The organism is Haliea sp. (assembly GCF_040221975.1).
Classification (GTDB): domain Bacteria; phylum Pseudomonadota; class Gammaproteobacteria; order Pseudomonadales; family Halieaceae; genus Haliea.
This window is the reverse complement of the sequence record NZ_JAVJWR010000036.1, coordinates 197,722-217,531: the sequence shown is the minus strand read 5'-3', so window position 1 is coordinate 217,531 and position 19,810 is coordinate 197,722. Positions and strand designations below refer to the sequence as shown.

Annotated in this window: 19 protein-coding genes and 2 riboswitches; of the genes, 18 read left to right on the top strand and 1 reads right to left on the bottom strand. The window is 52.5% G+C overall.

What is annotated here, in order from left to right:
* Positions 1-76: 76 nt before the first annotated feature.
* The 12 genes from RLO07_RS19100 to RLO07_RS19045 all read left to right on the top strand — a co-directional run bounded on the left by RLO07_RS19100 (position 77) and on the right by RLO07_RS19045 (position 10,546).
* A complete protein-coding gene (locus tag RLO07_RS19100; protein ID WP_462293744.1) occupies positions 77-268 on the top strand; it encodes a hypothetical protein in 192 nt (63 codons plus the stop codon).
* 110 nt (positions 269-378) lie between these two features.
* Entirely contained in the window at positions 379-735 is a 357-nt protein-coding gene (locus RLO07_RS19095; RefSeq protein ID WP_462293743.1) for a VOC family protein, read from the top strand.
* 93 nt (positions 736-828) lie between these two features.
* Positions 829-1,554, top strand: a complete 726-nt coding sequence (locus tag RLO07_RS19090; RefSeq protein ID WP_462293742.1) for an NAD(P)H-binding protein — start codon at positions 829-831, stop codon at positions 1,552-1,554.
* 78 nt (positions 1,555-1,632) lie between these two features.
* Positions 1,633-2,040: a GFA family protein gene (locus RLO07_RS19085; protein ID WP_462293741.1), complete on the top strand. Its 408-nt coding sequence runs from the start codon at positions 1,633-1,635 to the stop codon at positions 2,038-2,040.
* 356 nt (positions 2,041-2,396) lie between these two features.
* Positions 2,397-2,849, top strand: coding sequence for a hypothetical protein (locus RLO07_RS19080; RefSeq protein WP_462293740.1), 453 nt, complete (start codon positions 2,397-2,399; stop codon positions 2,847-2,849).
* Between the two features lie 178 nt (positions 2,850-3,027).
* Positions 3,028-4,119 carry a mechanosensitive ion channel family protein gene (locus RLO07_RS19075; protein WP_462293739.1) on the top strand — a complete coding sequence of 364 codons (1,092 nt, stop codon included), beginning with the start codon at positions 3,028-3,030 and terminating at the stop codon, positions 4,117-4,119.
* Positions 4,079-4,345: a CPXCG motif-containing cysteine-rich protein gene (locus RLO07_RS19070; RefSeq protein WP_462293928.1), complete on the top strand. Its 267-nt coding sequence runs from the start codon at positions 4,079-4,081 to the stop codon at positions 4,343-4,345. Before RLO07_RS19075 ends, RLO07_RS19070 begins: the two co-directional genes overlap by 41 nt.
* 159 nt (positions 4,346-4,504) lie before the next feature.
* On the top strand, positions 4,505-5,137 hold the full coding sequence (locus RLO07_RS19065) for a hypothetical protein (protein ID WP_462293738.1): 633 nt from the start codon (positions 4,505-4,507) through the stop codon (positions 5,135-5,137).
* A 194-nt stretch (positions 5,138-5,331) separates the two neighbouring features.
* The gene (locus RLO07_RS19060; RefSeq protein WP_462293737.1) at positions 5,332-6,891 is read left to right on the top strand and encodes a L,D-transpeptidase family protein; all 1,560 of its coding nucleotides are present in this window, start codon (positions 5,332-5,334) and stop codon (positions 6,889-6,891) included.
* Positions 6,892-6,947: 56 nt separating this feature from the next.
* On the top strand, positions 6,948-8,033 hold the full coding sequence (locus RLO07_RS19055) for a calcium/sodium antiporter (protein ID WP_462293736.1): 1,086 nt from the start codon (positions 6,948-6,950) through the stop codon (positions 8,031-8,033).
* Between the two features lie 525 nt (positions 8,034-8,558).
* Entirely contained in the window at positions 8,559-9,659 is a 1,101-nt protein-coding gene (locus tag RLO07_RS19050) for a hypothetical protein (RefSeq protein ID WP_462293735.1), read from the top strand.
* 505 nt (positions 9,660-10,164) lie between these two features.
* Positions 10,165-10,267: riboswitch (SAM-I-IV-variant riboswitch) on the bottom strand.
* 150 nt (positions 10,268-10,417) lie between these two features.
* The gene (locus tag RLO07_RS19045; RefSeq protein ID WP_462293734.1) at positions 10,418-10,546 is read left to right on the top strand and encodes a hypothetical protein; all 129 of its coding nucleotides are present in this window, start codon (positions 10,418-10,420) and stop codon (positions 10,544-10,546) included.
* Between the two features lie 9 nt (positions 10,547-10,555).
* Here RLO07_RS19045 and RLO07_RS19040 read toward each other — a convergent pair whose 3' ends face one another.
* Entirely contained in the window at positions 10,556-11,335 is a 780-nt protein-coding gene (locus RLO07_RS19040; RefSeq protein ID WP_462293733.1) for a PIN domain-containing protein, read from the bottom strand.
* A 58-nt stretch (positions 11,336-11,393) separates the two neighbouring features.
* A riboswitch (SAM-I-IV-variant riboswitch) is annotated at positions 11,394-11,501 on the top strand.
* 46 nt (positions 11,502-11,547) lie between these two features.
* On the opposite strand from RLO07_RS19040, the gene RLO07_RS19035 reads away from it, so the two are divergent.
* The 6 genes from RLO07_RS19035 (at position 11,548) to RLO07_RS19010 (ending at position 19,792) form a co-directional block, all read left to right on the top strand.
* Positions 11,548-12,201 (top strand): hypothetical protein, encoded by a 654-nt coding sequence (locus RLO07_RS19035; protein WP_462293732.1) that lies wholly within the window; start codon positions 11,548-11,550, stop codon positions 12,199-12,201.
* 110 nt (positions 12,202-12,311) lie between these two features.
* Positions 12,312-13,352, top strand: a complete 1,041-nt coding sequence (locus RLO07_RS19030) for an ARPP-1 family domain-containing protein (protein WP_462293731.1) — start codon at positions 12,312-12,314, stop codon at positions 13,350-13,352.
* Between the two features lie 39 nt (positions 13,353-13,391).
* Positions 13,392-13,730 carry a hypothetical protein gene (locus RLO07_RS19025; RefSeq protein ID WP_462293730.1) on the top strand — a complete coding sequence of 113 codons (339 nt, stop codon included), beginning with the start codon at positions 13,392-13,394 and terminating at the stop codon, positions 13,728-13,730.
* 297 nt (positions 13,731-14,027) lie between these two features.
* Entirely contained in the window at positions 14,028-17,114 is a 3,087-nt protein-coding gene (locus tag RLO07_RS19020) for an SNF2-related protein (protein ID WP_462293729.1), read from the top strand.
* Between the two features lie 91 nt (positions 17,115-17,205).
* Positions 17,206-18,534, top strand: coding sequence for a hypothetical protein (locus RLO07_RS19015; RefSeq protein WP_462293728.1), 1,329 nt, complete (start codon positions 17,206-17,208; stop codon positions 18,532-18,534).
* A gap of 202 nt (positions 18,535-18,736) precedes the next feature.
* The gene (locus tag RLO07_RS19010) at positions 18,737-19,792 is read left to right on the top strand and encodes a DNA cytosine methyltransferase (RefSeq protein WP_462293727.1); all 1,056 of its coding nucleotides are present in this window, start codon (positions 18,737-18,739) and stop codon (positions 19,790-19,792) included.
* The last annotated feature ends 18 nt before the right edge of the window (positions 19,793-19,810 follow it).

Below are 19,810 nucleotides of genomic sequence, written 5' to 3'. Positions count from 1 at the left end.
AACACTCCAGAGCTCAGGCGTTATGTGCCCCTCGAGTGGCACTTCATGAGCTTCTGTATTCAGGCAAGGGGGCTGAATGAGTAAGTCTAAATATTCCAATCCGATGGGTATTGGAGTCGGAGTAGGGGCAGCTATCGGTGTCGCTATCGGAATCGGCATCGACAGCCTGGCTGCTGGGATCGGTATCGGAGTCGCACTGGGTGTCGGCCTTGGCAAAGAGATGAAAGCAAGAACTCGACGAGAGGATGACCATCGGAATGCCGACTGATACCTCTTGGCGGTATGCGCATACCATGACGTTGAGGCTGACAAAGGAATCTGTCACTCCGTCTGGTATTTTTCCCCACGAAGTTCGACTGACAGCTGAGAGAGCAAGCAATGAAATTAGACTATTGCGTTCTTGGAACAAACAACATGGGCGCAGCCATTACATTCTATGATGCCCTTTTCGACCAAACAGAACTTAGCCAGGTGTTGTCAACTGACAGAATGACTTTCTGGCAGTGTAAAGACTTTGCGTTCGCAATTGCCAAACCATTTGATGGCGAGCCTGCCACGAATGGAAACGGAACAATGATTGGGTTGAATGTCGGGTCTATCGGAGAGGTAGTAAGGCTTTACAATAGAGCTATGGAATTGGGTGCAACTTGTGAGGGCAAGCCGGGGCAGCGAGGGCCTAAGTATTCTGCCTATATCAGAGATCTGGATAGAAATAAAATTGTACTTTCCGTATAAAGATTTAACACGCAAAGGCTGTGTCGCCCTGAGGGCTAGTAGCGCTAACGCGCACTGTTGCTTTGAGCGTAATACTCCAGGGGCACCCATAAGATGAGCAAAGCATTGGTTGTCGGGGCAAGTGGTGCTACAGGCAAGCTGGTTGTGTTTGAGTTGCTTCAAAGAAGTGTTGAGGTCGTGTCTATCGTCCGAGCCGCCAGCTCCTTGAAGGATGCAGTTGGTAATCAGCCGAATTATTGCGAAGTCGTGGCTGATATTGCAAAACTTACCGATCAAGAACTGGCATTGCATCTTGATGGCTGCCGTGTTGTTATTTCCTGTTTGGGGCATAACCTTACGTTCAAAGGAATGTATGGAGATCCCAGATACTTGGTTACCGATACGATTAAAAAAGTAACAAGAGCTATAGGCCTACTCGCGCAAAATGAGAAGGTAGGGATCATCCTGATGAATACCACAGGTAACAGTAATCGTGATATTCCGGAAAATCCCCCACTGTCACAGAGAATCGTAATATCAATATTGCGTTTCTTGCTTCCCCCGCACGTGGATAACGAGCAAGCGGCTGACTTTCTTCGGGTGTGTATTGGTCAGGAGCACCCACTGATTGAGTGGGTGGCGGTGAGGCCAGATAGCCTTACTAATGAATTTAAAGTTTCTTCATATCAAACACATGCTTCTCCAACGAGAAATGCAATTTTTAATTCGGCACCTACTAGCCGCGAGAACGTTGCGAATTTTATGGCAAATCTGGCTACAGACGCGGAATTATGGGCAGTCTGGAAAGGAAGAATGCCGGTTATATACAACGATGCGTAACAAGGCGCTGCCAAGGAGAAGTTATTCGCTAGTACTCATGAATTTCTGCGCCACCTGCAATTCAATTTGGGAAATCCGATGACTGACCATATTGGTTCTTGTCTGTGTGGCACCGTGAGATTTGAGGTGGAGGGTGACTTTGACAGCTTTTACCTGTGTCATTGCCAGTATTGTCAAAAAGATACGGGATCTGCTCATGCGGCAAATTTGTTTTCACAGTCTGCTAAGCTAACCTGGCTGGCAGGTGAGGATGCTGTGACTTCCTTTACTCTTCCAGGTACGCGCCACAACAAATGCTTTTGCAAGTCGTGTGGTTCAGCATTACCAGGCACTCAACCTGCAGGTTTGCTTGTTGTTCCCGCAGGGTGTTTGGACACTGAAGTCTCTGTGTTGCCAACTGCCCACTTGTTTACATGCAACAGAGCAGTATGGGAGGCGGCGATTAGTGAAGCCCCGGAGTTCGAGGGCCTGCCAGAGTGGCCCTGAGTGCACGATAATTGCCGGCGCACTTTTCTGGTATTCCATTGCCAAACGGCCCGGAGTGATCCAGCGTCAATCAGGTTTGCCTGCTCATGCGGTAACTCCGATCATTCCGATGCCGGACAAGTCCGCCACCGCTTTGCGCCTACAATAGCGCCCTAAAGCCTCGCTCTGCACGAGCTTTCGATTTCGGTGATCGCGACATTTCGCCGGCATGCCGAGAAGCATATAATGGGCTCTGCTCCGGACGAGCACCGGTTGACGTCCTGCGCGGCGGCAAGGTCGATCGTCCATGGCATCAAGGTCGACCGATCAGGACGCCGCTGAGCGTTCGCTTCAGTACTCAACGAGGTAATACGGAAGTGTTCGCACGGATTTCCACACAGTTGGAGTGCACAGAGAGCGCGCTTTGGCAACATATCGACAAGCCGGCTTCCCTCCAGTTCGTGGCATCACCCATGCTGGCCTTCGCGCCGGTGGAGCCCGGTGCGCTTGACGGCGAATGGGAGGTTGGTCGGGAGTATTCGCTAAAGCTGTATTTCCTCAAGTTCATACCGCTGGGGCTGCACACGATCCAACTGGTGAAAGTTGACAGGGATCAGAACGTCATCTCAAGCCGGGAGAAAGGATTGCTGGCGCCAGTCTGGAATCACGACATATCCTTTCATGAGACAAAGCCAGGCACGGTGAGCTATACCGATGAAATCGAAATACGGGCGGGATGGTTGACTCCGTTTGTCTGGTTGTTCGCTCAAGTGTTCTATCGCCATCGCCAGCGTCGATGGAAAGTGTTACTTGAGAACGAACAGCAATGATGGCCACTGGTGAACAATGGCAGCCTCCGGGAACCACGGCGATCTGTAGGGCAGTAAACAAGCAGGATAAACAATGCTACCTGGCCTGTGAATGGTTCCGAGCCCGCCGCTTTTATTGCAATGTCCGCACATCCTGCTAGTTTACTTGTGGACCGGTGCAGCATTGTGCGGAGGGTGCATGCAACAAGTGGTTGAGTGGGCGGACGCTGCCGGCATTGCACTGCTTGCTGTACTGGCTGGTTTTGCGGTTTATAAACTGCTGGTCTTCCTGGTTGGCCGTTTCTCCCGGGCAGAGTCGATCGCCCGCATATTCTTCGATGCGGCGGCACTGCCCCTTGGTACGTCCCTGTGCCTGCTGGCGCTCAACAGTGTTCTCCACAACGTGCCCCGGAACCTTGCCTTGTTGGAGCCGCTTCAGCATGTTGCAACCCTGCTCCTGATCATTTCCCTGACCTGGGTGGCTGTCGCCCTGACATCCGTCATTGGCGATGTCATCGTCAAACTCAATCCCGCTCTTGAGGATGAATGGAAACGAGCCCGCAGGATCGAGACACAAACCCGTTTTCTTGTCCGCGGCCTCAATATCGTGATTGTGATTATGGGTACCGGTGTTGCGCTGATGACATTCGACTCGGTGAGCAAGGTTGGCACCAGCCTGCTGGCTTCAGCGGGCATAGGCGGCATCATTATCGGCTTTGCGGCACGTCCGGTGCTGAGCAATCTGCTGGCGGGTATGCAGATCGCGCTCACCCAGCCCTTGCGAATTGATGATGTGGTGCATGTCCAGGGAGAATGGTGCTGGGTGGAGGAAGTCACCGCGACCTATGTGGTCCTGCGGGTATGGGATCTCCGTCGCATGATAGTGCCGTTGCAGTGGTTCATCGAGAATCCATTCGAGAACTGGTCGAGAAACAGCGCGGAGCTGATGGGTAGTGCCATGATCTGGGCCGATTACGGCATTCCAGTCGAGCCACTGCGTGAAGAGTATGCCCGCCTGCTGGAAGCGTCTACCGGCTGGGACGGCGCCATGGCGACGGTACAGGTGGTGGAAGCAGGTGAAAAGTCGGTCCAGATTCGCTTTCTGATGAGTGCGAGGAATTCCACTACCCTCTGGAATCTCAGGTGTTATGTGCGTGAGCGCATGATTGCCTTTATCCAGCACCATTTTCCGGAGTATCTGCCACGGTTTCGAACTGAACTGGCGGGTACTCATCGTGCTTCGGTTGACGATGCCGTGTCATTGCGTCCGATGGACCCTGCTCACAATTGAAACCGATGGGAGATTGACACAGATGTCCATGGAACCGCTGGAAGAGCAAATCGTCAGCTGCCCATATTGTGGAGAAACCATCGAGGTGTTCGTGGACCACCAGGAGGTGGGGGACGAGTATATTGAGGACTGTCAGGTATGCTGCAGGCCAATCATATTCAACGTGGAACTTGACTCGATGGGAAATCTGACTGTGAGGGCGCGCGATGAGAATGAAGTCTACTAGTCGCCTGAAAGGAATGATGCCGATGCTCTCTGGAGGCCGCAACCGATGCGACAAGTGAACGAGACTTCCTGTGGTTCCATACCCAATTACAGTCCACATTCGGAGTGTGGCTGCCTTTCCGCGGAAACGGCCCCCGCTTGCATCCATGGAGACAAAGCCATGATCGAATCGAGAATCGCAGCCTCTGCTGATGCCCCTGCCGTGGAGCGAACTGCTTTCGGGCCAGGACGACCAGTTTTCTTTGCAGTGCATGGGTTGCGCACTATGCGACCGCTTGCGGGGGTTCACCTCGCGGTCTGCCTGCTGTTCAGCGGAGTGTTGATGCTCGGTTTTTCCGCACCCGCATTGGCGCAGACGGTGCCAATGGCGTGTATGGGCGCCGAGCATCGAGCCTTCGACTTCTGGATTGGGGACTGGAATGTTCACCGCGCTGATGGCCAGTTGGCGGGCACCAATAGCATAACAAGGGAGATCGGTGGCTGTGTTTTGCACGAGCGCTACGACACCGGCCGAGGTTACAGCGGGGAGAGCTTCAATATCTATGACGCGTCGCGGCAAACCTGGCATCAGACCTGGGTCGACTCGAGTGGTTTGCTGTTGTTGCTTGAAGGCGGAGTTCGTGACGGACGGATGGTTCTGGAGGGCGAGACCACCGGAACGAACCAGGCTATCACCAGGCATCGGATCTCATGGACGCCGGCGGCCGATGGCAGTGTCCGTCAGCTGTGGGAATCAACAGACGCAAGCGGTGCATGGGTAGTCGCTTTCGACGGTAGATACACTCGAAGGTAGCGCTCCCGTATGTTCCCGGCTTCCGAGCTTCAGAGGGGACCCTCAAGTTCGGTGAAGAGCTCGATGCACCGGTTGCTGCCAAGCTGCCCTCCGGAGCGTATACTGGGCGCATGAGCATGAGATGTCCGAATATCAGAAGGTCCTTTTTGCTTGTCTTGCTGTGCCTGGCACCGCTTGCCAGGGCGGATGGTGAGGTGGCAGATGTAATCCGGGGCTATCTGGAGGGGCTCGACGCCGGCGCCGTACCGATGATTTCCGGGCAACGGTTGGAGCACCCGGCAGTTCTTTCCCGTTTGTATCGTGATCGTAATCACGAGCCTGTCTGGCTCGCCGGGGCCCCGTTGCAGGCGGAGGTGCCGGAGATGCTGGCGGCGATCGACCAGTCCGCGGCGCATGGTTTCGCGGCCGAGCGCTATCACCGCAGTGCGCTACAACGGTTGCTGGGTATGGAGGAGGGCGAGGCGCGTCTTGCAGTCGAACTCCTGCTGACCGACGCGTTTCTGTCCCAGGCGCTACACCGGTCGCGCGGTGTTGTATCACCATCCAGCCTGGATGAAGACTGGAAGGTGCCGCGGGCTGAAATGGATCCAGTTGAGTTGCTTGTTTCCGCCGTCCGCCAGCCGGGTTCTGTCACCAGAACGCTCGAGGCGTTATGGCCGCAGGCAACTGACTACACGCTTCTCCTCCAGCGCCGGGCCGATATTCTCGCAATGGACGAGGAGGCCTCTGTCCAGATCCCGCCCGGCACCCTGCTGAGGCCCCGGGACAGCAGTGAGCGGGTGGTCATGCTGAAGCAGCGACTGCAGGGCCCGGGTGATTACACGCCGTATTACGATACCGATTTGTTGCGCGAGGTCACCGCGTTCCAGCTGGCCGCTGGTCTGGAGCCCGATGGCATCGTGGGTGCAAACACCCTGGAGGTCCTGAACGCGAACCGGGTTTCCTGGATAGACCGAATCGACGCCAACCTGGAGCGTTGGCGCTGGTTGCCGCGAGAGATGCCAGCTACCTACGTGCGTGTGAATATTGCCGCTTACACACTGCGCGCCTTTGAAGACGGCGAGCCGGCTCTATCCATGAACGTGATCGTAGGCAAGCCGTATCGTCGAACTCCCGTGTTTACGGAAACGCTCAAGTACATGGTGCTCAACCCGTACTGGAACGTGCCTTTCAGTATTGCCACCAAGGACAAACTGCCATTGCTGCAGGCAGATGCCCTGGCGGAGGCGCAGAAGGGATACGAAACCCGTCCTCCGGGCAGAGATGTATTTGTGCCGGTAAGCGCAATTGACTGGGCGTCGGTGACCCGTCGCAGCTTCAACTACCTGCTGCGGCAACAGCCCGGACCGCAGAACGCGCTGGGCAGCATAAAATTCATGATGCCAAATCCCTATGCGGTATACCTTCATGACACGCCCAGTCGGGAACTGTTTGCGCGGCAGGAGCGCAGCTTTTCATCCGGCTGCATCCGGCTTGAGCATCCCACGGTGTTGGCGGAGTGGCTACTTGAGCGTGAGGGGCACGCCCGCGCAGGACATGTCGAGGCACTGATGGCACGTCAGGAAACACTGACCATCAACCTCAGGCAGCCGGTGCCGACCTACCTGGTCTATTTCACCGCCTTTGCGACTGATTCGGGCGACATTGCTTTTCGCCGCGATATCTACAGCCGGGACAGTGCACTGATAGCCCTGCTGCGGGCACAGGCCGGACCGGAACCTGTCAGTCCGGCCCCTTCCTATGCCATGCGATAGCTAAGCCCGGACTGAGCTTCTGTCCCGGTTTGACCATGACAAATACGGAGGCCAAAATGACAATCTTCCTGTTTCTCGCTGGACTACTTTTGCTCGTTGTTGGCGCGGAAGCCCTGGTGCGAGGGGCAACCCGGCTGGCCGCAGTTCTCGGCATATCGCCACTGGTTGTAGGGCTGACGGTTGTGGCTTTTGGGACCAGTTCACCGGAGCTCGCGGTGAGCGTCAAGTCGGCGTTGTCCGGCGAGACCAGTATTGCCGTCGGTAATGTGGTTGGCAGCAATATCTTCAACGTCTTGTTCATTCTCGGTGTCTCCGCCCTGATAGTCCCACTGGTTGTTTCGCAACAGCTGGTTCGGTTTGATGTGCCCTTGATGATTATTCTCTCGATCATCGTGCTGGTCATGTCGCTGGATGAGAGCTTCGGTCGGGTGGACGGCTTGGTTCTGGTCGCGGGTTTGTCGGCCTATATCTGGTTTCTGATTTACCAGAGCCGCCGGGAAAGCGCCAAGGTTAAGGAGGAGTACGTTCGGGAATTTGGCGTTGACCAGCAGGGTCAGCCGGGCTGGGCCAAAAACGCGGGTCTGGTGGTTGGTGGTCTTGTTTTGTTGGTGGTCGGCTCGCGTTGGCTGGTCGACAGCGCGGTGGTGTTTGCCGAGTATCTGGGCGTCAGTGAATTGGTGGTCGGCTTGACCATAGTCGCGGCAGGCACCTCTCTTCCCGAGGTGGTGACCTCAATCATCGCTGCCATCCGCGGGGAGCGCGACATTGCCGTGGGTAACGTGGTCGGCAGCAATATTTTCAATATCATGGGCGTGCTTGGGATCGCCAGTATCGTTGCGCCCGCGGGCATCGAGGTTTCGACAGCCGTAACCGGGTTCGATATACCCGTGATGATCGGGGTCGCGCTGTTGTGCCTGCCTGTTTTCTTTACCGGTGGCGTCATCAGCCGTCAGGAAGGCATGCTGTTGCTCGGCTACTACGTCGCCTACACCCTTTACCTGGTTCTGGCTGCGTCGCATCATGACGCCTTGCCCAGGTTCAGCGCGATGATGCTGTACTGCGTTATACCGCTGACCATCGTGACCCTGATATTTCTGGCACTGCAGGAAAGGCGCAATCGAAACAAAGGGTTGTCGCTATAACGAGGGCATTAATCGGGTTTAGTGAAAACCGGCCCACCCCCGTTATGTGGGTAGAGCCATAAAAAAGGTCGCCCATGGCGACCTTTTTTAGCTTGATTGGTGGAGGCGGCGACAACTAAATAATACTTTTAAGGTATTGATATATATAGATAACTGTTATTATATGCGTAATATATACCCCCATATTCACCCCGAGTATTTTCAATAATTGGGCTCAATTTCAGATTTCCTGAATCCGCTACGTAGCAGGGCACCGGTCACCCCAATACCTTGCAGAAGATTTGCCGAGACGTAGGCTCGCTGGGCTGGTTCACTAGATCAGTACCGTCTCCAGAATTAGGGGTGAGTTTTGGGTGGGAATCACCCACTCCGAGGTCGACGGGAATTGTGGCAATTATAAAAATGACCAGGCAGAGAACAATTGATCTGGACATGGTCTCTATACTCGGTACAAATTGTATGATCGAATTCAGGGGTGTGCAGCCAATTTAGCCAATAACAACTTTGACCTGGTAGGAGTGCGATATGGATGTCCTGGGAAGCTTGTTTAACGTTGAGAGAGCAATACCCAACTCTGTATTGGTGGGCTTGGCGACTGGAGATTACTCACTTCACGGTGGTGTGGTCAGAAATACTACCGGTCAGATAGTGCGCCATCTAATTCCCGCAGCTAGTCGTAGTCTTGATCCATTCGGTCTTATTAGTGCACCGTTTGAGATGTTCAATACATATCAATTGCACAATCTTAAGAAAATGAGCGAACAAATCATGGCGGTGAGTACAGCTACTATGGCTATGTCGGGACTTGGACTTGCCGTTAGCGCGGTTGGATTTGCGGTAATGCATCAGAGTTTAAAAAAAGTTGATCGGCGACTTAAAGATCTAGGAGAAGATATAAAGTGGATAAAGAATTTTCTGGAGACTGAGCGCCATGCAGCGTTGTTGGATGCAGCCCAAGACTTGGAGAATTTGCCTTCTGATCAAAACCATCGAACACAGGTTTTACATACACATCGTAGCAAAGTGGGTCAAGTTGCAATGCAGTACTTGCAAGCGTGGGAAGATTCATTGCCGGCAGGGCTATTAGAGTCAGTATCGAGTCAACACTACTACTGCACAGCTTTTCTCATGAAAGCCAGATGCAGTGCAGAGTTAGGTATGTATGACAATGCCGTAGTTGAACTAGCGGAGGGCATCGCTCAATGGAGGGAGAAGAGCCGATACATCGCGAATGAAAAGATTCTGCAAGGCGATGAGCATCGATTTTTAAACGATGAATATTTGTCTTCCGTACCAGCGGCAAAGTTGGTTGAGTGGATGGATTTCTCTGCAGAAGAAACGCGCGGCTGGGACTGGGTAGATCACCTTCGAATTAAGCCAAAATCTCGCTGGACATTGCCAAGCCATTTTTCATCCAAGCAGGAAAAATTTGAAAGAGAGCACCTAATCGAGATTATGGATAGTTTGGTCAAAAGAGATAATGTCTTGAGTGGCTACGAGGCGCAGTACAAATTCTTTTTAGAAAACAAGATCACTCCGTCCGCATTTGAAAACGAATTGAAGGCTCTGTCGAAACCGGAGGCAGCAAACGAGGTTTTGATCCTGGCACCAAGGGAGGTGGCGTAACAAAAATATTCTTTGAAGGCATTTGAGCTATAGGTGATAGATAATAATACCTTGGGGCGCTCTCTCACCAAATCACTTCTTACCCCAACCTTCGGCAGGCAGCATGTGCGACAAAACCCAGACGATGAGAGTCCCAATGTTTTTCTGGTACATATTCAGGGTGGAGGGCGTTGAATACTAGATCAGTGAGTATGATCAACAGGCGTGATATCAAACTAGAATAGAACGTTAGATTGAGTGAAGCGCTCCAGGTCGACCATCACCCGGCTGATTGGCGTCCTCGTGATGGAGATACCGGGTATACCGAACAAGTCGCCGGTATACCATTCAGTAACCATCGCAATGCCCTGTCACAAGTTGCCCTCCCAGAGCATGAACTGGTGGGGCAGGGCAGCAGGAGCATCCGTGCCGGAATGGGGTATGTGCGCTGCAGTCGGCAAAATGGTGTGGAGGTATATCAGCTCCCTCCTCAAAACGTTGATGCGGAAAGGGAGCCGAAAAGCAGGATAACCTGATTGGTTGCCTTGAGGCCACATGACTCTTTATAGTCGACGACCTTGCCCAGGTTGGCAGGTTGGCGAGGCGCCAGCCCTCTCTTGATGCTGGTGCCATTAGGGGTCCAATTTGGCGAGCGCCAAGTTCGCGGCCAGCGAAGCACTGGCAGCCCACCGGACTACCCACGTGCTGTCCATCATCCTTGCCCGTATGTACACCCTGAGCAACCAGCTGATTCACGGCGGCCCACCTGGAATAGCAGTGTGAACAGGGACCAGTTACGGGACTGTTCCGCCTTCCTGGGCAAGCTGGTGCCTTATGTAATCCAGCTGATGATGGACAACCCGAATACCCTGTGGGGTGACGCCTGTTATCCGGTAGTAGAGACCTAGGTTCGTCTCTCAGACCTCAGGCAGTTGGTAGGACACGTTTCCATTATTGATCGTGATGAACTTGCGTTGCTGCAATTCTCTTACCAGAGCAAGAGACTCGGCTTCACCCAGGGATTTGGTGAAAAGACTGTCGATCGTGTTGGCCAGGGTGGATTCCTTGCGAGGCCTGGATTGGCCGCGCCCACGCAGGTTGTTCACGATGAGTTCCAGTTTTTCGTCCTTACCCACAGCGTTGGAGATGCGCAGTAGAGGTATCTCTGCCAGGTCTTTCTGCCGTCCGACCTTTATCTTGAGCTCTCGCAGGTGTCGAATCAGGGGGTCGAACCCCTGGTCCTTTGAGATGATGTGAAAATAGCCTTCCGGGTGTTCTGCTGCGAGTTGACCGATGTAATAAGCAATGTGGAAATCCAGCGCATTTGTGCCATTCCCAGCAACTTTTATGTACTTTCCATTATCTCCCAGGCCCTGCATCGCCTCGGCCAGGGCGAAAGGCAGCTTCGATTGGTTCTCCCCGACAAACACAAACACCTTGAACGGGTGTTGTTTCAGCAGCTCCAGATTCCGCGGCTGAACGTTCTCGAAGTCGATAAGAATGTAGTTGGTAGGTGTCGGCATTCTTGTTTTTATCCATCTAGCCCGAATCATCGCTGAAGATAAAGCACAGCCGCTTGACGATGCAATCGTAAACGGCCAATTTGCGGTAGCTTTCGCATACTTCACGCGATTGGATAGCGCTGTAAGCCAGCCCGAAATGGGCAGTCCTTCCGCATCCGCTTGAAAACGGTACATGATAAATATACAGGTCGGCTCGTAGCAGCATTCGACCCGGTTTCTGACTATACCGCGCCCACAGCATCAAGAAGGGCTTTATGTCCTGCCAACCTGCCAACCTGCCTACCTGGGCAAGGTGGTTTCCGTAAGGAGATGTGGCCATTAGGCAACCAAACAGGTTCCGTATGCCCACTTGATGCTCCCGATTAACTTTTAGCGGAGCGCTAACCATGAACACAATCAACATGTCTTTCCGGCCCGGCAGCTATTGGCCGGAATCCCTTAAGCCCGAGCAGTTATTGTCCCACATCCGCGGTAAGACCCGTCAGCACATAGCCCGGCGGATCTACGAAGCGGAAGGTTTCAGGGGATTGAACGAATTCCTCGTCAAAGAGGGGCTTGTTGACGAGGAGCGATCCGCCTGGGGCGGGTCAGGCCCCTGGTGCCTGGGAGGTGAATTCCTGCCACCCCTTTACGACAAAGAAGTGGAGATCGCCCGAATCAGCATGGCGTCAACCACCAGCGACCAGATCAGCGTGCGCGCACGGCAATCGGACGGTGCAATCCATTACCGGATTGTGGGTGAGTACGAGGAGGAAGAGTCCATGCGCTACGAGCTACCATTCCACGAGTCAGAGCAACCGCTGACTCTCACAGAACTTATCGACCTGATTGATGGCGCCGGTAATCCCGAACCCTGTTACCCCGGCGGTATCCTCACCTCTAACTGGACCTATATGAGAGCCTGCGGCAACGAGCCGTTGGAGATCCTCGGCTTCCTGTCCCTGAGCTCGCCCTTTTACCCGCAGCTGAGTGACTGTTATCAGGCTCTGGGTGAGCAATGGGTAGAGGAAAATATAGAGCATAAAGAGGAGGACGACTAACACCTGCGCGAAAACGCGACGTGTATATGTATACATTATATACATGTGATTTGTTGCGACTATCATTCATGGCGCTACACCAGCCCCCTACGAACCGGGAGTACAGGACCATGACCATGATCAACGTAGCCCTTCACAACGTCGCGTTGGGCGAAACGCAAACTTTCGCCAACCTGTCGATTACGCCATTGATGGCAGCCAATGGCAGCCAGGCCGATTACCTGACCCTCGCCGAAGCCCAGGCCCTCGGCCTCGCCGTGGTCACCGAGGTGTCTGAATCCGGCAGCGTTCCCACGCTGTTGCTGGACAATACATCGGAGCAGGCGGTATTCCTGCTCGATGGGGAGGAGCTAGTTGGGGCGAAGCAGAACCGCATCCTCAACCTCAGTATCCTGGTGCCGGCCAAGACCAAGCTTGAGATCCCGGTGTCCTGTGTAGAGCAGGGTCGCTGGAGCCATCTTACCCGTGAATTCGCCTCTGCCGAGCGCACATTCTTCAGCAAGGGGAGGGCGCGTAAGGCGGCGCGGGTGAGCGAGAACCTCCGAGATGGCAGTGGCCGCAACTCGAACCAGTCTGAAGTCTGGTCAGACATCGGCGACAAGATGCGCAATATGGCAGTGGGCTCCGCCACCGGTGCCATCTCCGACGCCTATGAACACTTTTCCGTGTCTGTTGATGAGTACGTGGCCGGCTTCCAGGTTGCAGACAACCAGATAGGGGCGTGCTTTGCCATCAACGGCGAAATCCGCGGTGTGGAACTGTTCGATGCCAGTGCCACCTGCGGCAAACTGATGCCCAAGTTGATTCGCAGTTATGCGCTGGATGCCATTGAAGAGCAGCAGTCTGATGTTGTTGCCGATGAGCTGAGCGTGGAGTCCTTTTTGGAGGCGGTAGCCGCAGCGCAAGTCGACAGCTTTACCGCGCTCGGGGAAGGCGAGGACTTGCGCGTCCACTCGAGCTCGATCACTGGCGGTGCGTTGGCTGCCAGGAATCGCGTCATACACCTGTGTGCTTTCAGTCAGGAATCGGAGGAAGCTGCGACGGAACGTAGTGGCAGGATGCGTCGGGTTAGCGGTCGACAGGACGCTCGGGCCGACCACTTGCGGCAGCGTGACGCTTTTGATGATGGCGATGAATTTGACCTTTCTTGAAGTAATAGCTCTTTCGAGAGACTAAAGGAGAGTGTGCATATGGGTACAGGTAACGAAGTGATGGAAGATAACCTGACGGGGAAGCTTGAGCGATTAGTGAAAGGGTTCAGGCGGCATGAGACCTGGACGAAAGAGAAGCGGGATGCACTCGAAGAAATAGAGAATTACTTACTTGACCAAGGCTACAAAGGATTCCGGGGGCACTACTCTCACTATTTTCTCCAGCGCATCGGTGATTCGATAGTATATAAGGTGCCTGACGACAAGAGAGGGCATCTCGCACCCTACCTGGGCAGCTGGGTGCGGTTAATGTGTATAGGGCAGGATTCCTTCTATCGGTTCTACCTGGTTGGGGAGATCAATGGGGAGCGTGGATAGTTTGGCCTGGCATCAGTTCTGAATCCCTGGTTTCGAGGTGCCCTGAGGTACTTCTTGCGGGATACGAGCGGCCAATCGGGCGGCAAAAAAATCTAGATCTATTTTGAAAAAAGTTAAAGTACAGTCCGGGATTGTTTGACCACTAAGAGGATTTAAGCCCTTCTCGGAAGATGACTTGCTGGATCGCGCAATTAGTGCATCCGGTAGTAGAAAAATGTAAATTATATCAATGTGTTGTAAGCCATGGCATGGAATATTCATCTGGGCGCTATATAAGCTCAATGTGCGGGGGCGACTTTGTTTACAAAAGGCACCAAAATTCGCCTGGTTAGCGACCCGGGCAGAGTCGGCTTTCTAACAGGGAAAGATCGGCAACGTGGAGAAACCAAGTTTTACCAGGTGGATTTTGGGGATGCCAGTAGCTATCAGCCTGACTACGAAATTGAGTTAGTTTCCGATGACCATTCGGACGTATTCGAGTTGCTTGCAGAGAAGAAGTTTGGTCGACTTACTGATTTGCGCAGAAATCTTTCGCATATCCAACTCAGTGGAAGACTCGCAAACCTCGTCTACAGTATGGAAACGACCAATACCGATTTCTATGCATACCAGTTCAAGCCAGTACTCTCTTTTCTCGAATCCCCATCCAATGGACTTCTGATAGCTGATGAGGTTGGTCTGGGTAAGACGATCGAGGCCGGATTGATCTGGACCGAGCTCCGAGCACGATACGAGGCACGCCGGTTGCTTGTTGTCTGTCCCGCAATGCTCAGGGAGAAATGGAAGGACGAGTTGAAGACGCGGTTTGGCGTAGATGCGAGTATCGTCGACGCCGATGAATTGCTGGAAGTTCTGCGCCGAGATCGACACGAAGATGAAGATGGAAGGGGCTACATTTGCAGCGTGCAAGGACTCAGGCCGCCAAGAGGCTGGCGAGATGATGACTCTAGCAAGGACAGTCCTCGACGACGGCTTGCACGCTATATGGAGGAGCACGCCGACTTTGAGTCATTGATCGACCTTTTGATCGTCGACGAGGCGCATTATCTGCGAAACCCTGAGAGTCAGACTGCGAAGCTCGGTCAGTTGCTGCGTGATGTATCAGAAAACGTGGTTCTACTGTCCGCTACTCCTATCAATTTGAAAGAAGATGATCTCTTTCATCTTCTCAATCTAGTCGACCCGGATTCGTTCGATGTGAAGGAGGTTTTCCCGTTGGTCCTGATGGCTAATGAGCCACTGCAGAGGGCTCGTTCGGCTGCGCTGGATAAGCGCTCGACTTTCTCGGAGGTCAAGGAGTTACTCGAAGAAGCGCAATCCCATGAGTTGCTGCAAGGCAGTGCTCAGCTTAAAGGGCTGATTGAATCGGACATCGTAATTAATGGGCCAAATGAAATCTCAAATCGAATCAATTTGGCCAATCGAATCGAACGGGTAAATCTACTCAGCCATGTGGTCAGTCGCACCAGAAAAGTTGAAGTCACCGAATGGAAAGTAGTGCGCGAACCATTCAGCGAGTTCGTTGATATGAACGAGGAAGAGTGGGAGTTTTATCAGAGTGTCACTGATGCGGTTAGGGATTACGCCGCGGTCAACGATATAAGTGAGGGCTTCATGCTTGCTAGTCCTCAAAGGCAGATTTCCAGCAGCATGTATGCCGCTGCGATGTCTTGGGGTGGGGCGACAGGCGACGGGGCTGAGGAGCTGTATGAAGACCTCGGCCTGGATATCGGCAAAAATCGACATCTCTCCCCTTTGATAAGTCATATTAGCCAGAGCGTGATGGATGGCGTTGACATCAGAGCGCTCAAAAGAAATGACAGCAAGTACAATCGTTTTTATAAACTGATCGCCGACTACTTGGATAGTTTTCCAGAAGAAAAGGTGGTCGTATTTTCTTACTTCCGTGCGACCTTGTCGTATCTTGCTAGCAGGCTTAATGAGGCAGGGATCAAGAGTACGGTTCTAGTTGGGGGAATGAAAAAGACCAAGCAGCAAGTCATCGACGAATTTCGACACGACCCTACAGCCAGAGTTCTCCTGTCGTCAGAGGTGGCCAGCGAAGGGGTGGATCTGCAATTTTGTAGAGTATTGGTCAACTATGACCTGCCATGGAACCCCATGAAGGTCGAACAGCGCATAGGGCGTATCGACCGTATAGGGCAGAAGGCCAACAAGATCAATATTTGGAACTTGTGTTATGCAAATACGATTGATCATCGAATTCATGAGCGGCTGTTTGAGCGCCTCGGTATCTTCGAGCGAGCGCTGGGTGGTATGGAGGCTATTCTTGGCGAAAATATCAAAGCGCTCACCAACGATCTCATCTGTCGTGATTTGACAGAAGAGCAGCAGAACAAACGTATAGATCAAACCGCTTTGGCGATAGAGAGGATTCGCCAAGATCAGAGTGAGCTGGAAAAGCAAGCTTCGCACCTGATAGCCCACGGTGGCTATATTTTGGAACAGGTCCATGCGGCTCACGAGTTCAAGCGCCGTATTACCGAAGAGGATCTTTTTGTCTATGTCAAAGACTACTTGGAGAAGTTCTGCCAGGGGCATCAATTCCACCAACTGAAAGCTGATGAGCTAGTTTTCGATGTTAGGTTGCCTGCAAAGTCTGCTGCCGCGCTTGATGATTTCATTCGACGAAAGAAGCTTTTCGGCAAGACACGCCTGTCTACCGGTGAGACAGTCCGTTGCCAATTCTTGAACAAACTTTTGCCAACTGGAAGCCGAGTTGAAGGTGTTAGCCAGTTCCATCCACTGATTAGATTCATTTGCGAGGACCTGAAATCCAGGAATGAGGCCTTCTACCCACTCGTGGCGATTGAATTACCGAGCAGTGCTGTGACACAAGTGCCTAAAGACGTCTATGTATTCGCCGTTTATCTCTGGTCTTTTACCGGCCTTCGCTTGGAAGAAGAATTGCGTGCAAGGGCGGTGTCTCTCTCGACAGGGCAAGTACTGAGCGCTGATCAATCCTGGGAGCTGATCAATTTTGCACGCATCGAGGGGTCCGATTGGTTGTCAGCAGCAGCTGAACTCGACGGACAGGTCGTCGAAAAACTATCCGACGACTGTGTGGCAGAGATTGAGCGTGATTATAAGCAGGTCAGTCGAAATAGGAGTGATGAGAACGCAGATCGGATCTCCTTTCAGGTTCAGTCCGCTCAGCGCCATCGCAACCGTCAATTGGATATGCATCAGCGAGTTCTTGAGGATATGCGAACGGCCGGCAAGAAAAAATTGATTCCCGCTCGTAAAGGTTTGATCAATAAAGTTAATGAGCGGTTTGAAGTGCAGTTGGAGTCCCTAAAGTCAAAGTCTGAGTTCAGTCATTCCCAGTTTGAAGTCTGCTTTGGCGTGATATCGATTACCTAACAGGACGAATACTTTGCTAAGGAAGTTAATAAGAACGGTAACAACACCGAAAAGCCTTTTTACTGAGGAAACGCAATTTCCTGATGTAACCATGCGGAACAAGAAGCAGCAACTGGTTATTGGTTTGGACTTCGGTACGGCATTTACCAAAGTAGTAATCGGAGAAACTCGCCAGGCTTACGGCGTGCACTTCTCCAAGTTTGGTGACGAAGGCAATCAGTATTTGCTACCTGCAGCGATGGCCATCGATTCCTCCGGCATTTGCACTCTTAATCTGGATTCGCCAAAAACTCGCGGGGTTAGAGACCTCAAGATGCGGATGCTGGAAGGCGATTTCAGTCTCGACTCTAAGGCAGAGTCTGTCGCATATCTGGCCTTAGTTCTCCAGTATTCCCGGAAGTGGCTGTTTAGTAAGCAAAAGCGCATCTATGGCCGGAACTACCTGGACTGGAATTTGAATGTGGGCCTACCGACCCATAACTACCACGATGAGGAGTTAGTCCAGGCTTACAGAGATATCGTACATTGCGCGTGGGTGGTCAGTGTAACGAACTCAAATGTAAATCTGGAATTTGCCAAACGAGTTCTCGAAGGGAAAGAAGATACTGGCTCAAATCAAGACAGGTTCATTCACCCTGACGCAATAGGTCTTTTCCCGGAATTTGTAGCACAGGTCACCGGTTATGTTCGTTCACCGCAGCGGCAAGAGGACCTTCACGCTTTGATGGATGTCGGAGCGGGAACTGTCGATGTCACTGTATTCAACGTATATCACCGTGATGGAGAGGATTTTTATCCGATTTTTTCAAAGTCGGTCAAGAACCTAGGCGTATTCTTTCACACTAGATTCAGGCTGGAAGAGCTCAAATATCAAGGGCGTTGGACACCGCACGCACAGGACAGGGCTCTATCCAATAGAGAATTTGCTAAGAAGGTGCGGATTAGCCAGCAACAGCTTGCCGAAATTGATAGACCTTTTCGAGCAAAAGTGTCCAGGCAATTGAACGACGAACTCCGCTACACCAAAGAGAAGCGCTACCGAATGTCGCGCCGATGGGAGGAGGGAGTTCCGATCTTTCTTTGCGGTGGCGGCGCGAATGTCGAGCTTTATTCTGGCCTTATCGATAACCTGGAGGAGCGAGGTAATCCCTTCAAAATCATTCGCAAAGGATTACCAAAACCAGAAAGATTGCAGGCCAGCCGTTTGAGAGCTGAGAATTTCGACAGATTGTCGGTGGCCTATGGCTTGTCTTTTGACGCTTTCGATATTGGCGAAATCGAGAAGGCAGATGAAATCGAAGATGATACTGTTAGCGGCTCAGCCACCAAGGGTGGACCGATCTTTTGTCCAGTGTGTAACGGTACCGGTGGGGCCATGGCCCATGGTTGCTACAAATGTGGTGGTAGCGGGTTGATTTGATCATTATTTGACCAGTGGGCGGTTGCGACGCAATAAGAATTTGATGAGCAACACGAGAAAGGTCTTTTTTAGCTGCTGTTGCAAGTTGATAATTGAGCTGTTTGAAGGCATCAGGCCATATTACAGTCTGCTATGTAAGAGATGTATGTTAGTATTAAAATAGTTAATTAAAACAAATAGATAAGAGATTTTTTGCTTGAATATGAGTAGGCAAGACCTCAAATGTGTTGATCTTTTCTGCGGCGCCGGCGGTCTAACTCACGGCTTCGTGCTGGAAGGACTAAATGTGGTGGCTGGAATCGACCTTGATTCGGCCTGCAAGTACCCTTTTGAGGAAAACAACAAGCCCGCAAGATTCATCGAAAAAGATGTCTCGGGGCTAACCGCCAAGGAGGTCAAACGCCTTTTTGGCGACGCTCCGGTCAAAATCCTGGCCGGATGCGCCCCCTGTCAGCCCTTCTCGACATACGCCCAGCGATATGACGAGCAGCGAGACCACAAATGGGGCCTGCTGTACGAATTTTCCCGGCTGGCAGAAAGTACTAAGCCCGACGTAATCACCATGGAAAACGTACCAAAGCTGGCCAAGCATACAGTTTTCCTGGATTTCGTGGCTACGCTCAAACGGCTGAAGTATCACACTTGGTTCGATGTCGTCGACAGCTGTAAGTATGGGGTGCCGCAGACTCGGAAGCGGCTGGTGTTGCTAGCCTCACTCCACGGAAAGATAGAGTTAGTGCCTCCGACCTCGCCCAAGCCGAGGACGGTCAAGCAATCTATAGGCAAACTCAGATCGTTGGAGGCTGGTGAAACTGCGCCTCGGGATCCCCTCCACGTGGCGGCGACACTTAGTGATCTAAATATGAAGCGGATGAAAGCATCGAGCGCCGGCGGGACATGGCGCGATTGGCCTCAGAATCTGGTGGCGGATTGTCACAAACGTAATACCGGGAAGACTTTCCCTGGCGTCTATGGTCGTATGGAATGGGATAAGCCTTCGCCCACCATGACGACGCAATGTTATGGCTTCGGTAATGGCCGCTTTGGGCATCCAGATCAAGATAGAGCGATCTCACTCAGGGAGGCGGCTATTCTGCAGAGCTTTCCGAGGAATTATAAGTTCGTTGAAACCAAACAGGACGTACAGTTCAAGACCCTTGGACGATTGATCGGAAATGCTGTCCCGGTTGAGCTAGCTCGAGCGGTAGCAATTAGCATCAAACAGCATGTGACCGAAGTCGGGTTATACCGAAACTAGAGATATCAGTCGTTTAAA